Source organism: Pseudomonas sp. HMSC063H08 (genome assembly GCF_001813645.1).
Taxonomy (GTDB): Bacteria; Pseudomonadota; Gammaproteobacteria; order Pseudomonadales; family Pseudomonadaceae; genus Pseudomonas; species Pseudomonas aeruginosa.
In genome coordinates this window covers 21,532-36,055 of the sequence record NZ_KV813511.1, presented here as the reverse complement: position 1 = coordinate 36,055, position 14,524 = coordinate 21,532, and the positions used below count along the sequence as shown (strand labels likewise).

Below are 14,524 nucleotides of genomic sequence, written 5' to 3'. Positions count from 1 at the left end.
CAGGCGCCACACCCCGACCCATGCGCGACAGACGCGGGCGGGCGCAACACCTTAGGCAACACCACGGGGAGGAAAACGGCGGGTCGTCCCGCCTTTCCTCGAGCGCTCCAGGGCGCGGAAAGGCAGGGCCGACCTGAATGGTTGACGCTCTAGAGAGAGAGACGGCATGGTCTTTTCTTCAAACGTGTTCCTGTTCCTGTTCCTGCCGGTCTTTCTCGGCCTGTACTACCTGAGCGGCGAACGTTACCGGAACCTGCTGCTGCTGATCGCCAGCTACGTGTTCTACGCCTGGTGGCGGGTGGACTTCCTCCTGCTGTTCGCCGGGGTCACCGTCTTCAACTACTGGATCGGCCTGCGCATCGGCGCCGCCGGCGTACGCACCAGGGCCGCGCAACGCTGGCTGATCCTCGGCGTGGTGGTCGACCTCTGCGTGCTCGGCTACTTCAAGTACGCCAACTTCGGCGTCGACAGCCTCAACGAGATCATCACCTCGTTCGGCATGCAGCCGTTCGTGCTGACCCACATCCTGCTGCCGATCGGCATCTCCTTCTACACCTTCGAGTCGATCAGCTACATCATCGACGTCTACCGCGGCGATACCCCGGCGACCCACAACCTGATCGACTTCGCCGCCTTCGTCGCGATCTTCCCGCACCTGATCGCCGGCCCGGTGCTGCGCTTCAAGGACCTGGTCGACCAGTTCAACCACCGCACCCACACCGTCGACAAGTTCGCCGAAGGCTGCACCCGCTTCATGCAGGGCTTCGTCAAGAAGGTGTTCATCGCCGACACCCTGGCCGCCCTCGCCGACCACTGCTTCGCCCTGCAGAACCCGACCACCGGCGACGCCTGGCTCGGCGCCCTGGCCTACACCGCGCAGCTCTACTTCGACTTCTCCGGCTACAGCGACATGGCCATCGGCCTCGGCCTGATGATGGGCTTCCGCTTCATGGAGAACTTCAACCAGCCCTACATCAGCCAGTCGATCACCGAGTTCTGGCGGCGCTGGCACATCAGCCTGTCGACCTGGCTGCGCGACTACCTCTACATCAGCCTGGGCGGCAACCGCGGCAGCACCTTCCAGACCTACCGCAACCTGTTCCTGACCATGCTCCTCGGCGGCCTGTGGCACGGCGCCAACTTCACCTACATCATCTGGGGCGCCTGGCACGGCATGTGGCTGGCGATCGAGCGGGCCCTCGGGGTGAACGCCGCGCCGCGCGTGCTCAACCCGTTGAAGTGGACGTTCACCTTCCTCCTGGTGGTGATCGGCTGGGTGATCTTCCGCGCCGAGAACCTGCAGGTCGCCTGGCGCATGTACGAAGCCATGTTCAGCTTCGGCACCTGGCAGCTCTCCGAACTGAACCGCGCCAGCCTCACCGGCCTGCAGGTCGGCACCCTGGTCCTGGCCTACCTGGTGCTGGCGTTCTTCGGCCTGCGCCAGTTCTACAACCAGCCATTGCAGACCAAGGCGCCCAAGGCCGCGGCGAACAGCGACGAAGTGGCCGCCGACGGCCCGGCCAGTGCCCAGCCGCGCGCCCCGCGCGAGGCCGCCGGCGACCCGGCGGCGATCGCCTACTCGCCGAGCGGCGCGCTGGTCTACCAGCCGAGCTGGCTCAGCCAGTTGCCCGTCCTGGCCACCCGCCTGGCGCTGCTCCTGCTGTTCGCCGCCTCGGTGCTGAAGCTCTCCGCGCAGAGCTACTCGCCATTCCTCTACTTCCAGTTCTGAGCGAGGCCCACGCCATGACACAGAGCATTTCCCGCCCCCTGCAATACGCCTATATCGCCGCCTTCGGCGGGCTGCTGCTGGGGCTCGCCGGATGGTCGCTGAAGAGCGTGCCGGGCTTCTCCGCCGCGGCCGATACGCCACTGCTCAACGGCAAGCTGGCGCACGCCTTCGAAGCCCACTACGACAAGGAATTCCCGATCAAGCGCCTGGGCACCAACCTCTGGGCCGCACTCGACTACACGCTGTTCCACGAAGGCCGCCCCGGCGTGGTGATCGGCAAGGACGGCTGGCTGTTCACCGACGAAGAGTTCAAGCCGGCACCGAGCGGCCAGCAACTGGAAGACAACTGGGCACTGGTACGCGGCGTGCAGCGGGAGCTGAACCGGCGCGGCGTCAAGCTGGTGCTCGCGGTGATCCCAGCCAAGGCCCGCCTGTATCCCGAGCACATCGGCCGCGAGCAGCCGGCCGCGCTGCACGACAGCCTCTACCAGGACTTCCTGGCCCGCGCCCGCGCCGCCGGCATCGACAGTCCCGACCTGCTCGGCAGCCTGCGCCAGGCCAAGGACAACGGCGCGGTGTTCCTGCGCACCGACACCCACTGGTCGCCGCTCGGCGCGGAAACCGTGGCCCAGCGCCTCGGCGCGGAGATCCGCGAGACGCACCTGCTGGATGTGCCGGCGCAGAACTTCGTCACCCGCGTCGGCGAAGAACGCACGCACAAGGGCGACCTGCTCAGCTTCCTGCCGCTCGACCCGCTGTTCGACGAACTGCTGCCGCGTCCGGAGCAGTTGCAGCAACGCACCACCGAAGCCGCGCCGGCACTGCCGGGCGGCCAGCAGTCCGGCGCGGGCGACGACCTCTTCGGCGATAGCCAGCAACCGCGCCTGGCGCTGGTCGGCACCAGCTACAGCGCCAACCCCAGGTGGAACTTCGAGGGCGCGCTGAAACAGGCGCTGTCCGCCGACCTGATCAATTACGCGAAGGAAGGCAAGGGCCCCCTCGAACCGATGCTGGAACTGCTGCAGGACGAAGGCTTCCGCAAGGACCCGCCGCAACTGCTGGTCTGGGAGTTTCCCGAGCGCTACCTGCCGATGGCCAGCGACCTCAGCCAGTTCGACGCCGACTGGGTCGCCCAGCTGAAGGCCAGCGGCGGCCGCGACGAGCGCCTGGCCGCCAGCCGCAACGATTGAACGAACACAGCCAAGGCTGTTTACCCACGGGGCCGAACGCCCCGCTGAAGAAGAAGCAACGGAGGAATACCCATGAACCCGATGACCCGCCGCCACACCTGGACCCGCCTGGCCTGCGCACTTTCCCTCGGCGTCGCCGCATTCGCCGCGCAGGCCGACGAGGGCGCCCTGTACGGGCCCCAGGCACCCAAGGGCTCGGCCTTCGTCCGCGCCTACAACGCCGGCAACAGCGAACTCGACGTGTCGGTCGGCAGCACCAGCCTGAACGACGTCGCGCCGCTCGGCTCCAGCGACTTCAAGTTCCTCCCCCCCGGCAGCTACACCGCCCAGGTCGGCCAGCAGAGCCTGCCGGTCAAGCTCGACCCGGACAGCTACTACACCCTGGTCAGCCAGCCCGGCGGCAAGCCGCAGCTGGTGGCCGAGCCGCCGTTCAAGAACAAGCAGAAGGCGCTGGTGCGGGTGCAGAACCTCAGCGGCTCGAAGCTGACCCTGAAGACCGCCGACGGCAAGACCGACGTGGTCAAGGACGTCGGCCCGCAAAGCCACGGCGACCGCGAGATCAACCCGGTGAAGGTGAACCTGGCGCTGTTCGACGGCAGCAAGAAGGTCAGCGACCTGAAGCCGGTCACCCTGGCCCGCGGCGAGGTGGTCTGCCTGTATGTCACCGGCAGCGGCGGCAAGCTCGCGCCGGTCTGGGTCAAGCGCCCGGTGAAGGCGGACTGAGACCGACCGGGAGGGGCTCGCCCCTCCCGGCATTCCACACAACAAGACCGGCCCGACACCGGCGCACCAACCGTCAGCGCTCCCGCAGAAGGAGCGCACTGGAGAGGTCACCCGGGGCTCCGTGGAGCCCGGTAACGAGATATCCCGCCGCGCGGCGGGATCCCTAGACAGACGCATCGCTTCAAGGAGAAACAACATGATCCCAGTAATCCTTTCCGGTGGCAGCGGCTCGCGACTCTGGCCTCTTTCCCGCAAGCAGTACCCCAAGCAGTTCCTCGCCCTTACCGGCGACGACACCCTGTTCCAGCAGACCATCAAGCGCCTGGCCTTCGACGGCATGCAGGCGCCGCTGCTGGTGTGCAACAAGGAGCACCGCTTCATCGTCCAGGAACAGCTGGAGGCGCAGAACCTGGCGAGCCAGGCGATCCTCCTCGAACCCTTCGGCCGCAACACGGCGCCGGCGGTGGCCATCGCCGCGATGAAACTGGTCGCCGAAGGCCGCGACGAACTGCTGCTGATCCTTCCCGCCGACCACGTGATCGAGGACCAGCGCGCCTTCCAGCAGGCCCTGGCGCTGGCCACCAACGCCGCCGAAAAGGGCGAGATGCTGCTCTTCGGCATTCCCGCCAGCCGCCCCGAGACCGGCTACGGCTACATCCGCGCGAGCGCCGATGCGCAACTGCCGGAAGGCGTCAGCCGGGTGCAGAGCTTCGTCGAGAAGCCCGACGAAGCCCGCGCCCGCGAGTTCGTCGCCGCCGGCGGCTACTACTGGAACAGCGGCATGTTCCTGTTCCGCGCCAGCCGCTACCTGGAAGAACTGAAGAAGCACGACGCCGACATCTACGACACCTGCCTGCTGGCCCTGGAGCGCAGCCAGCACGACGGCGACCTGGTGAACATCGACGCCGCCACCTTCGAATGCTGCCCGGACAACTCCATCGACTACGCGGTGATGGAGAAGACCTCACGCGCCTGCGTGGTGCCGCTGTCCGCCGGCTGGAACGATGTCGGCAGCTGGTCGTCGATCTGGGACGTGCACGCCAAGGACGCCAACGGCAACGTCACCAAGGGCGACGTGCTGGTCCACGACAGCCACAACTGCCTGGTGCACGGCAACGGCAAGCTGGTCTCGGTGATCGGCCTGGAGGACATCGTGGTGGTGGAAACCAAGGACGCCATGATGATCGCCCACAAGGACCGGGTGCAGGACGTCAAGCACGTGGTCAAGGACCTCGACGCCCAGGGCCGCAGCGAGACCCAGAACCACTGCGAGGTCTACCGTCCGTGGGGCTCCTACGACTCGGTGGACATGGGCGGCCGCTTCCAGGTCAAGCACATCACCGTGAAGCCCGGCGCGCGCCTCTCGCTGCAGATGCACCACCACCGCGCCGAGCACTGGATCGTGGTTTCCGGGACCGCCCAGGTGACCTGCGACGACAAGACCTTCCTGCTCACCGAGAACCAGTCGACCTACATCCCGATCGCCTCCGTGCACCGCCTGGCCAACCCCGGCAAGATCCCGCTGGAGATCATCGAGGTGCAGTCCGGCAGCTACCTCGGCGAGGACGACATCGAGCGCCTGGAAGACGTCTACGGGCGCACCGCAGAACCGGCCCTGCAAGTGGTCGCCGGCAGCCGCTGAAGCGTCGACCCGGCCCCCTGGCGGAGCGATCCGCCAGGGGGTTGTTTTTTTCCGACAACCCACGGGATTGACTTTCCCTGGCCCGCCCCATGTTTCCATGAAGTTTCCGGAATATTCACGGGGAGCGGACATCAAGTATTAATGAACCCTTAAAGAAACAGGACTCGGGTTATTAATAAAGCCACTCAGAAAACACCCGAGATCCATTCCAACTAACCCTGCAAGCCTCTGAAAACGCGGCTTCCGGCTTTATCCTCCAGTTTCTTCGAGTTCGTTCAGTCTTCATTCAGCCGTTGTTAAGCGAGTCTTAACAAACGTTCAGGCAGCATTCAGCGACATATAAATAACCTCTTCGTACCGCCCTCCCAGTACCGAGGCTTCATTACATGTCACTGGACTTTCTGCCATTCTCCCGGCCAAGCATCGGCGAGGACGAAATCGCCGCCGTGGAGCAGGTCCTGCGTTCCGGCTGGATCACCACCGGGCCGAAGAACCAGGAGCTCGAACAGCGCTTCGCCGAACGCCTCGGCTGCCGCCACGCGGTGGCGCTATCCTCGGCCACCGGCGCCCTGCACGTCACCCTGCTGGCGCTGGGCATCGGCCCCGGCGACGAAGTGATCACGCCGTCGCTGACCTGGGTCTCCACCGCCAACGTCATCACCCTGCTCGGCGCCACCCCGGTGTTCGTCGACGTCGACCGCGACACCCTGATGTGTTCGGCGCAGGCAGTGGAAGCCGCCATCGGCCCGCGCACCCGCGCCATCGTGCCGGTGCACTACGCCGGCTCCACCCTGGATCTCGAAGGCCTGCGCACGGTCGCCGGGCGCCACGGCATCGCCCTGGTCGAGGACGCCGCCCACGCGGTCGGCAGCGAATACCGCGGGCGCCCGGTAGGCTCCCGCGGCACGGCGATCTTTTCCTTCCACGCGATCAAGAACCTGACCTGCGCCGAAGGCGCGATGTTCGTCAGCGACGACAGCGCCCTCGCCGAACGGGTCCGCCGCCTCAAGTTCCACGGCCTCGGGGTCGATGCCTACGACCGCCTGAGCCATGGACGCAAGCCGCAGGCGGAAGTGATCGAGCCCGGTTTCAAATACAACCTGGCCGACCTCAACGCCGCCCTCGCGCTGGTCCAGCTCAAGCGCCTGGACGCGCTCAACGCGCGCCGCCAGGCCCTCGCCGAACGCTACCTGGAGCGCCTCGCCGGCCTGCCGCTGGCGCCGCTCGGCCTGCCCGCGCACAAGCAGCGCCACGCCTGGCACCTGTTCATCCTGCGCATCGACGCCGAGGCCTGCGGCCTGGGCCGCGACGCCTTCATGGAAGCCCTGAAGGCGCGCGGCATCGGTAGCGGCATCCATTTCATCGCCAGTCACCTGCACCACTACTACCGCCAGCGCCAGCCGCGCCTGAGCCTGCCCAACAGCGAGTGGAACTCGGCCCGCCTGTGCTCCATCCCGCTGTTCCCCGACATGCGCGACGACGACATCGAGCGCGTCGCCCGCGCCATCGAGGACATCCTGGAGAAACGTCGATGAAGCCCTATCCGATCGACCTGGTCTCGGTGGTGATCCCGGTCTACAACGAGGAAGCCAGCCTGCCCGAACTGCTGCGCCGCACCGAGGCCGCCTGCCTGGAGCTGGGCCGCGCCTTCGAGATCGTGCTGGTCGACGACGGCAGCCGCGACCGCTCCGCGGAACTCTTGCAGGCCGCCGCCGAACGCGACGGCAGCGCCGTGGTGGCGGTGATCCTCAACCGCAACTACGGCCAGCACGCGGCGATCCTCGCCGGCTTCGAACAGTCCCGTGGAGACCTGGTGATCACCCTCGATGCCGACCTGCAGAACCCGCCGGAGGAAATCCCGCGCCTGGTGGAGCGCGCCGCGCAGGGCTACGACGTGGTCGGCAGCATCCGCGCCGAGCGCCAGGACTCGGCCTGGCGGCGCTGGCCTTCGCGCCTGGTGAACCTGGCGGTGCAGCGCTCCACCGGGGTCGCCATGCACGACTACGGCTGCATGCTGCGCGCCTACCGGCGCAGCATCGTCGAAGCGATGCTGGCCTGCCGCGAACGCAGTACCTTCATCCCGATCCTGGCCAACGGCTTCGCCCGGCATACCTGCGAGATCCGCGTCGCCCACGCCGAGCGCGCCCACGGCGAATCGAAATACAGCGCGATGCGCCTGCTCAACCTGATGTTCGACCTGGTCACCTGCATGACCACCACGCCGCTGCGCCTGCTCAGCCTGGTCGGCGGCGGCATGGCCCTGGCCGGCTTCCTCTTCGCCCTGTTCCTCCTCGTGCTGCGCCTGGCCTTCGGCGCCGCCTGGGCCGGCAACGGCCTGTTCGTGCTGTTCGCCGTGCTGTTCATGTTCAGCGGCGTGCAGTTGCTCGGCATGGGCCTGCTCGGCGAGTACCTCGGGCGCATGTACAGCGACGTGCGCGCGCGGCCGCGCTTCTTCATCGAGCGCGTGGTCCGCGCCACGCCCTCCGCGCTTCCCTCGGCCCTGCAGCGGGCCGGTTTCACCTCTTCATCCAGCGAGCCTTCCACGCCATGACCTCGAAAGCCGTCGTCTTCGCCTACCACGACATCGGTTGCACCGGTATCGAAGCCCTGCTCAATGCCGGCTACGAGATCGCCGCCGTCTTCACCCATGCCGACGACCCACGGGAAAACACCTTCTACGCCTCGGTCGCGCGCCTCTGCGCCGAGCGCGGCATTCCGCTGCACGCGCCCGAGGACGTGAACCATCCGCTGTGGCTGGAGCGCATCCGCCAACTGCGCCCGGACTATCTGTTCTCCTTCTACTACCGCCGCCTGCTTGGCGCCGAACTGCTCGCCTGCGCCGCACGCGGCGCCTACAACCTGCACGGTTCGCTGCTGCCGCGCTACCGCGGACGCGCCCCGGCGAACTGGGTGCTGGTCAACGGCGAAACGCAGACCGGGGTGACCCTGCATCGCATGATCGAGCGCGCCGACGCCGGGCCGATCCTCGCCCAGCAGGCCGTCGCCATCGACCCCGAGGACACCGCCCTGAGCCTGCACGGCAAGCTGCGCAAGGCCGCCGGCGCCCTGCTGCGCGACAGCCTGCCGCTGCTCGCCCTCGGCGTGCTGCCGGAAGTCGAGCAGGACGAGAGCCAGGCCAGCCACTTCGGCCGGCGCACCCCGGCGGACGGCCTGCTCGACTGGCACAGGCCGGCACGGCAGTTGTACGACCTGGTGCGCGCAGTGACCCAGCCCTACCCCGGCGCCTTCTGCCAGGTCGGCGAACAGAAGCTGATCGTCTGGAGCGCCGAGGTGGTCGCCGGCAACCACGGTCGCGAGCCGGGCAGCGTACTGTCCTGCGACCCGCTGCGGATCGCCTGCGGCGAGGACTCGCTGGTGCTGCGCTTCGGCCAGCGCGGCGAGCGCGGCCTGTACCTGGCCGGCACGCAACTGGCCACCGAGCTGGGCCTGGTCGAGGGCGCGCGCCTGCGTGGCGCGGCGTCCGGCCCGCAGCGCCGCACGCGGGTGCTGATCCTCGGGGTCAACGGCTTCATCGGCAACCACCTGTCCGAACGCCTGCTGCGCGACGGGCGCTACGAGGTCCACGGCATGGACATCGGCTCCGACGCCATCGAACGGCTCAAAGCCGACCCGCATTTCCACTTCGTCGAAGGCGACATCGGCATCCATTCGGAGTGGCTCGAATACCATGTGAAGAAATGCGACGTGGTCCTGCCGCTGGTGGCCATCGCCACGCCCATCGAGTACACGCGCAACCCGCTGCGGGTGTTCGAACTGGACTTCGAGGAAAACCTGCGGATCGTCCGCTACTGCGTGAAATACGGCAAACGCGTGGTGTTCCCTTCCACCTCCGAGGTCTACGGCATGTGCCAGGACCCAGACTTCGACGAAGACCGCTCGAACCTGGTGGTCGGGCCGATCAACAAGCAGCGCTGGATCTACTCGGTGTCCAAGCAGTTGCTCGACCGGGTGATATGGGCCTATGGCCAGCAGGGCCTGCGCTTCACCCTGTTCCGTCCGTTCAACTGGATGGGCCCGCGCCTGGACCGCCTGGATTCGGCGCGGATCGGCAGCTCGCGGGCGATCACCCAGCTCATCCTGCACCTGGTCGAAGGCACGCCGATCCGCCTGGTCGACGGCGGCGCGCAGAAGCGCTGCTTCACCGACGTCGACGACGGCATCGAGGCCCTCGCGCGGATCATCGACAACCGCGACGGCCGCTGCGACGGGCAGATCGTCAACATCGGCAACCCGGACAACGAGGCGAGCATCCGCCAGCTCGGCGAGGAACTGCTGCGCCAGTTCGAGGCCCACCCGCTGCGCGCGCAGTTCCCGCCCTTCGCCGGCTTCCGCGAGGTGGAGAGCCGCAGCTTCTACGGCGACGGCTACCAGGACGTGGCCCACCGCAAGCCGAGCATCGACAACGCCCGGCGCCTGCTCGACTGGCAGCCCACCATCGAACTGCGCGAGACCATCGGCAAGACCCTCGACTTCTTCCTCCACGAAGCGCTCCGCGAGCGCGAGGCACAGGCGTGATCCAGGCCGGCCTGCGCATCGACGTCGACACCTTCCGCGGCACCCGCGACGGGGTGCCGCGGCTGCTCGAGCTGCTCGACGAAGCCGGGCTGAAGGCGACCTTCTTCTTCAGCGTCGGCCCGGACAACATGGGCCGCCACCTCTGGCGCCTGGCGCGCCCGGCGTTCCTCTGGAAGATGCTCCGCTCGCGCGCCGCCAGCCTGTATGGCTGGGACATCCTGCTGGCCGGCACCGCCTGGCCGGGCAAGCCGATCGGCCGCGAACTCGGCCCGCTGATGCGGCGGACCCAGGCCGCCGGCCACGAGGTCGGCCTGCACGCCTGGGACCACCATGCCTGGCAGACCCACGCCGGCGTCTGGAGCGTGCAGCAGCTCGGCGAGCAGATCCGCCGCGGCAGCGATTGCCTGGCGGACATCCTCGGCCAGCCGGTGCGTTGTTCCGCCGCCGCCGGCTGGCGCGCCGACGGCCGGGTGGTCGAGGCCAAGCAGCCCTTCGGCTTCCGCTACAACAGCGACTGCCGCGGACGCGGCGCGTTCCGCCCGCGCCTGGCCGACGGCAGCCCTGGCATCCCGCAGGTGCCGGTGAACCTGCCGACCTTCGACGAGGTGGTCGGTCCCGGCCTGCCGCGCGAGGCCTACAACGACTTCATCCTGGAACGCTTCGCCGCTGGCCGCGACAACGTCTACACCATCCACGCCGAGGTCGAGGGGCTGCTCCTCGCCCCGGCGTTCCGCGAACTGCTGCGGCGCGCCGAACGGCGCGGCATCCGCTTCCGCCCGTTGGGCGAACTGCTGCCGGACGATCCGCGCAGCCTGCCGCTGGCCGAACTGGTGCGCGGCCGCCTGGCCGGCCGCGAGGGCTGGCTGGGAGTGCGCCAGCCATGAGCCGCCGCCAGACCTGTTCGCTGCTGCTGATCGCCTTCGGCCTGTTCTACCTGGTTCCACTGAGCAACCATGGCCTGTGGATTCCCGACGAGACCCGCTACGCGCAGATCAGCCAGGCGATGCTGCTGGGCGGCGACTGGGTGTCGCCGCACTTCCTCGGCCTGCGCTACTTCGAGAAGCCGGTCGCCGGCTACTGGATGATCGCCCTCGGCCAGGCGGTCTTCGGCGAAAACCTGTTCGGCGTGCGCATCGCCTCGGTCGTCGCCACCGCCCTCAGCGTCCTGCTCGCCTACCTGCTGGCCCGCCGCCTGTGGCGCGACCCGCGCACCAGCCTGGCGTGCGCGCTGCTCTACGCCAGCTTCGGCTTGATCGCCGGGCAGTCCGGCTATGCCAACCTCGACCCGCAATTCACCTTCTGGGTCAACCTGAGCCTGGTGGCGCTGTGGTATGCCCTCGACGCGGGGAGCCGCCGCGCGCGCCTGCTCGGCTGGACCCTGCTCGGCCTCGCCTGCGGCATGGGCTTCCTGACCAAGGGCTTCCTCGCCTGGCTGCTGCCGGTGCTGGTCGCCCTGCCCTACATGCTCTGGCAGCGGCGCTGGCGCGAGCTGCTTGGCTACGGCGCGCTGGCGGTGCTGGCGGCGCTGCTCGTCTGCCTGCCCTGGGCGCTCGCCGTGCATGCGCGGGAAGCGGACTACTGGCGGTTCTTCTTCTGGCACGAACACATCCGCCGCTTCGCCGGCGAAGACGCCCAGCACTCTCGCCCGTGGTGGTTCTACCTGCCGTTGCTGGCGGTCTCCTGCCTGCCCTGGAGCGGCCTGCTGCCGAGCGCGCTGCGCCAGGCCTGGCACGAGCGGCGCCAGGCGCCGGTGGTCTTCCTGGCGCTATGGCTGCTGTTGCCGCTGGCGTTCTTCAGCCTGAGCCGGGGCAAGCTGCCGACCTACATCATGCCCTGCCTGCTGCCGCTGGCGCTGCTCATGGGCCACGCTCTGGTGCAGCGGCTGCGCCAGGGGAACAGCGTCGCGCTGCGCGGCAACGGGCTGCTCAACCTGGGCCTGGCGCTCCTCGCGCTGGCGGCCCTGGCCTACCTGCAACTGCGCAAGCCGGTGTACCAGGAAGAACCCTTCGAGCTGTTCCTGGTCCTCCTGGTGATCGGCGCCTGGGCCGCCGCCGGCCTCGCCCAGTGGCGCTACCCGCTACGCGCCTGGGCCGCGCCGCTGCTGGCGAGCTGGGTACTGATCGCACTGCTGCCGGCGGCGATGCCCAACCATGTGGTGCAGAACAAGACCCCCGACCTGTTCGTCGCCGAACACCTCGACGAACTGGCCGGCGCCCGCCATCTGCTGAGCAACGACCTCGGCGCCGCCTCGGCCCTCGCCTGGCGCCTGCGCCGTAGCGACGTGACGCTCTACGACACGCGCGGCGAGCTGAAGTACGGCCTCTCCTACCCCGAGCACAGCCAGCGCAGCGTGCCCTTGGCAGACATCCGCCAGTGGCTCTGGCGGGCACGCCAGGACGGCTCGGTTGCCGTGCTGCTGCGGATCAACAGCGCCAGCGACCGCTACCAGCTGGCGCTGTTGCCGGGCGACGGCGAACGCTACCGGAACGGCAACCTGGTCCTGGCGATCCTGCCGCAGGTGCGCCCATGAGCGCCGCGCTGCTGCTCGCCACCCTGCTCATGACCGGCCTCGGCCAGGTTGCGCAGAAGCTCACCGTGGAGCACTGGCGCCTGGTCGCCGCCGACGGCTGGACGGCGCGCCTGCGCAGTCCGTGGCCGTGGCTGGCGCTGCTCGCCCTCGGGCTCGGCCTGCTCTGCTGGCTGCTGCTCCTGCAACGGGTGGAAGTCGGCAGCGCCTATCCGATGCTGGCGCTGAACTTCGTCCTGGTCACCCTGGCGGCACGCTTCGTCTTCGATGAGCCGGTGGATCGCCGCCACCTCGCCGGCCTGTTGCTGATCGTCGCCGGCGTGGCCCTGCTCGGGAGGAGCGCATGAACGCGCTACGCGGCTGGCTGGCGGCCCTGGGCAGCGTGCTGCTGGCCAGCGCCGCCCAGCTCGGCATGCGCTGGGGCATGAGCCGCCTGCCGCTGCCGGAAGCCTGGGCCGGGCAAACGCCGGAGCGCGCCGCGCTGCTCGCGGTAGCCCTGGCGGTGGCGGCCTACGCCGCCTCCCTGCTGTGCTGGCTGGCCGCCCTGCGCCACCTGCCGCTGGGCCGCGCCTACAGCCTGTTGAGCGCCAGCTACGCGCTGGTCTACCTGCTGGCGGCGAGCCTGCCGGCGTTCGATGAAACCTTCAGTACCAGCAAGACCCTGGGCGTAGGCCTGGTGGTGCTCGGCGTGTTGACCGTCAACGCCCGCCGCACCGCTGCCGCGCCCGCGCATCATCCGTCGAGGAAAGCACCATGAAGATCAGCGTATTCGGCAGTGGCTATGTAGGACTGGTGCAGGCCGCCGTCCTCGCCGAAGTGGGCCACGATGTACTGTACATGGACATCGACCGGAACAAGGTCGAACGCCTCGCGCAGGGCCTCGCCAGCATCTACGAACCCGGGCTCGACGCCTTGCTGCGCGAAGGCCTGGACAGCGGCCGCCTGCGTTTCAGCAGCGATGCGCGCCTGGCCGTGGAGCACGGCCGGGTGCAGTTCATCGCGGTCGGCACCCCGCCTGGCGAGGACGGCGCGGCCGATCTCGGCGCGGTCTTCGCGGTGGCCGATGCCATCGCCGAGCATCGCCGCAAGCCCGTCATCGTGGTGGAGAAATCGACCGTCCCGGTAGGCACCGGCGACCGCCTGCGCGCGCACATCGAGCGGCGCCTGGAAGCCGACGGACGCGAACTGGAATTCGAGATCGTCTCCAACCCGGAATTCCTCAAGGAAGGCTCCGCCGTCGCCGACTGCCGACGCCCGGACCGCATCGTGGTCGGCTGCGACAACGAAGAGGTGCGCCAGGTGATGCGCGAACTCTACGAGCCGTTCAACCGCAACCACGACCGCATGCTGTTCATGGGCCTGCGCAGCGCCGAACTGACCAAGTACGCGGCGAACGGCATGCTGGCGACCAAGATCAGCTTCATCAACCAGATCGCCGAACTGGCCGAACACCTCGGCGCCGACATCGAGGCGGTGCGCCAGGGCATCGGCGCCGACCCGCGGATCGGCTACCACTTCATCTACCCCGGCTGCGGCTACGGCGGCTCCTGCTTCCCCAAGGACATGCGCGCGCTGATCCACAGCGCCGAGCAGGCGCATTGCTCCAGCGACCTGTTGCAGGCAGTGGAAGCGATCAACCGGCGGCAGAAGCACAAGCTGTTCGAACGCATCCGGGTGTTCTACGACGGCGACCTGCGCGGCAAGACCTTCGCCCTCTGGGGCCTGGCCTTCAAGCCGAACACCGACGACATGCGCGACGCGCCCAGCCGCGAACTGATGGAAGCGCTCTGGCGCCACGGCGCGCAGGTGCGCGCCTACGATCCCGAAGCCATGCAGGAAACCCAGCGGCTCTATGGCCACGACGAACGCCTGAGCCTGATGGGCACCCCCGAGGCGACCCTGGGAGGCGCCGATGCGCTGGTCATCTGCACCGAGTGGCAGCAATTCAAGGCACCGGATTTCGAGCTGCTCAAGGAGCGCCTGAAGGCCCCGGTGATCTTCGACGGGCGCAACCTCTACGACCCCGAGCGCATGGCCCGCCACGGCTTCCACTACTACCCGATGGGACGCGGGCAGTCCTGCTCGTTGCCGATCAACGAGGCCAGCCTCGCACAGGAAGATGGCCTGCGCCTGTTGCGCCAGGCCTGAGGGCGCCCCAGGTCGGATCGACCGCTGGG

General features: G+C 68.4%; 12 protein-coding genes. All 12 read left to right on the top strand.

Features of this window, described 5'->3' with window-relative positions; translation table 11 throughout:
- Window positions 1-166: 166 nt before the first annotated feature.
- On the top strand, window positions 167-1,729 hold the full coding sequence (locus HMPREF2924_RS21485; protein WP_003130053.1) for an MBOAT family O-acyltransferase: 1,563 nt from the start codon (window positions 167-169) through the stop codon (window positions 1,727-1,729).
- 14 nt (window positions 1,730-1,743) lie between these two features.
- Window positions 1,744-2,919 (top strand): alginate O-acetyltransferase, encoded by a 1,176-nt coding sequence (algJ, locus tag HMPREF2924_RS21480; RefSeq protein ID WP_003092111.1) that lies wholly within the window; start codon window positions 1,744-1,746, stop codon window positions 2,917-2,919.
- Window positions 2,920-2,991: 72 nt separating this feature from the next.
- Window positions 2,992-3,642 (top strand): alginate O-acetyltransferase AlgF, encoded by a 651-nt coding sequence (gene algF, locus HMPREF2924_RS21475; RefSeq protein WP_003092112.1) that lies wholly within the window; start codon window positions 2,992-2,994, stop codon window positions 3,640-3,642.
- Window positions 3,643-3,838: 196 nt separating this feature from the next.
- Window positions 3,839-5,284, top strand: coding sequence for a mannose-1-phosphate guanylyltransferase/mannose-6-phosphate isomerase (locus HMPREF2924_RS21470; RefSeq protein ID WP_003130051.1), 1,446 nt, complete (start codon window positions 3,839-3,841; stop codon window positions 5,282-5,284).
- Between the two features lie 386 nt (window positions 5,285-5,670).
- Window positions 5,671-6,819, top strand: coding sequence for a UDP-4-amino-4-deoxy-L-arabinose aminotransferase (gene arnB, locus HMPREF2924_RS21465; protein ID WP_003130049.1), 1,149 nt, complete (start codon window positions 5,671-5,673; stop codon window positions 6,817-6,819).
- Window positions 6,816-7,835, top strand: coding sequence for an undecaprenyl-phosphate 4-deoxy-4-formamido-L-arabinose transferase (gene arnC / locus HMPREF2924_RS21460; protein WP_003112880.1), 1,020 nt, complete (start codon window positions 6,816-6,818; stop codon window positions 7,833-7,835). Before arnB ends, arnC begins: the two co-directional genes overlap by 4 nt.
- Complete coding sequence (gene arnA / locus HMPREF2924_RS21455; RefSeq protein ID WP_003130047.1) at window positions 7,832-9,820, top strand: bifunctional UDP-4-amino-4-deoxy-L-arabinose formyltransferase/UDP-glucuronic acid oxidase ArnA; 1,989 nt, start codon at window positions 7,832-7,834, stop codon at window positions 9,818-9,820. The genes arnC and arnA overlap by 4 nt, the downstream gene beginning before the upstream one ends.
- On the top strand, window positions 9,817-10,704 hold the full coding sequence (gene arnD / locus HMPREF2924_RS21450; protein ID WP_003110469.1) for a 4-deoxy-4-formamido-L-arabinose-phosphoundecaprenol deformylase: 888 nt from the start codon (window positions 9,817-9,819) through the stop codon (window positions 10,702-10,704). Before arnA ends, arnD begins: the two co-directional genes overlap by 4 nt.
- A complete protein-coding gene (gene arnT / locus HMPREF2924_RS21445) occupies window positions 10,701-12,350 on the top strand; it encodes a lipid IV(A) 4-amino-4-deoxy-L-arabinosyltransferase (protein WP_003130045.1) in 1,650 nt (549 codons plus the stop codon). Before arnD ends, arnT begins: the two co-directional genes overlap by 4 nt.
- Window positions 12,347-12,694, top strand: a complete 348-nt coding sequence (locus tag HMPREF2924_RS21440; protein ID WP_003112876.1) for an EamA family transporter — start codon at window positions 12,347-12,349, stop codon at window positions 12,692-12,694. Before arnT ends, HMPREF2924_RS21440 begins: the two co-directional genes overlap by 4 nt.
- On the top strand, window positions 12,691-13,104 hold the full coding sequence (gene arnF / locus HMPREF2924_RS21435) for a 4-amino-4-deoxy-L-arabinose-phosphoundecaprenol flippase subunit ArnF (RefSeq protein ID WP_003110472.1): 414 nt from the start codon (window positions 12,691-12,693) through the stop codon (window positions 13,102-13,104). The genes HMPREF2924_RS21440 and arnF overlap by 4 nt, the downstream gene beginning before the upstream one ends.
- Window positions 13,101-14,495 (top strand): UDP-glucose 6-dehydrogenase, encoded by a 1,395-nt coding sequence (locus HMPREF2924_RS21430; RefSeq protein WP_003130043.1) that lies wholly within the window; start codon window positions 13,101-13,103, stop codon window positions 14,493-14,495. Before arnF ends, HMPREF2924_RS21430 begins: the two co-directional genes overlap by 4 nt.
- Window positions 14,496-14,524: the final 29 nt, after the last annotated feature.

What these genes read in the sequence shown, in the direction of transcription:
- arnF (WP_003110472.1), top strand. Translation starts at nt 12,691, where the DNA reads ATGAACGCGCTACGCGGCTGGCTGGCGGCCCTGGGCAGCGTGCTGCTG.
- HMPREF2924_RS21430 (WP_003130043.1), top strand. Translation starts at nt 13,101, where the DNA reads ATGAAGATCAGCGTATTCGGCAGTGGCTATGTAGGACTGGTGCAGGCC.
- HMPREF2924_RS21485 (WP_003130053.1), top strand. Translation starts at nt 167, where the DNA reads ATGGTCTTTTCTTCAAACGTGTTCCTGTTCCTGTTCCTGCCGGTCTTT.
- HMPREF2924_RS21470 (WP_003130051.1), top strand. Translation starts at nt 3,839, where the DNA reads ATGATCCCAGTAATCCTTTCCGGTGGCAGCGGCTCGCGACTCTGGCCT.
- arnT (WP_003130045.1), top strand. Translation starts at nt 10,701, where the DNA reads ATGAGCCGCCGCCAGACCTGTTCGCTGCTGCTGATCGCCTTCGGCCTG.
- algJ (WP_003092111.1), top strand. Translation starts at nt 1,744, where the DNA reads ATGACACAGAGCATTTCCCGCCCCCTGCAATACGCCTATATCGCCGCC.
- arnB (WP_003130049.1), top strand. Translation starts at nt 5,671, where the DNA reads ATGTCACTGGACTTTCTGCCATTCTCCCGGCCAAGCATCGGCGAGGAC.
- HMPREF2924_RS21440 (WP_003112876.1), top strand. Translation starts at nt 12,347, where the DNA reads ATGAGCGCCGCGCTGCTGCTCGCCACCCTGCTCATGACCGGCCTCGGC.
- arnA (WP_003130047.1), top strand. Translation starts at nt 7,832, where the DNA reads ATGACCTCGAAAGCCGTCGTCTTCGCCTACCACGACATCGGTTGCACC.
- arnC (WP_003112880.1), top strand. Translation starts at nt 6,816, where the DNA reads ATGAAGCCCTATCCGATCGACCTGGTCTCGGTGGTGATCCCGGTCTAC.
- algF (WP_003092112.1), top strand. Translation starts at nt 2,992, where the DNA reads ATGAACCCGATGACCCGCCGCCACACCTGGACCCGCCTGGCCTGCGCA.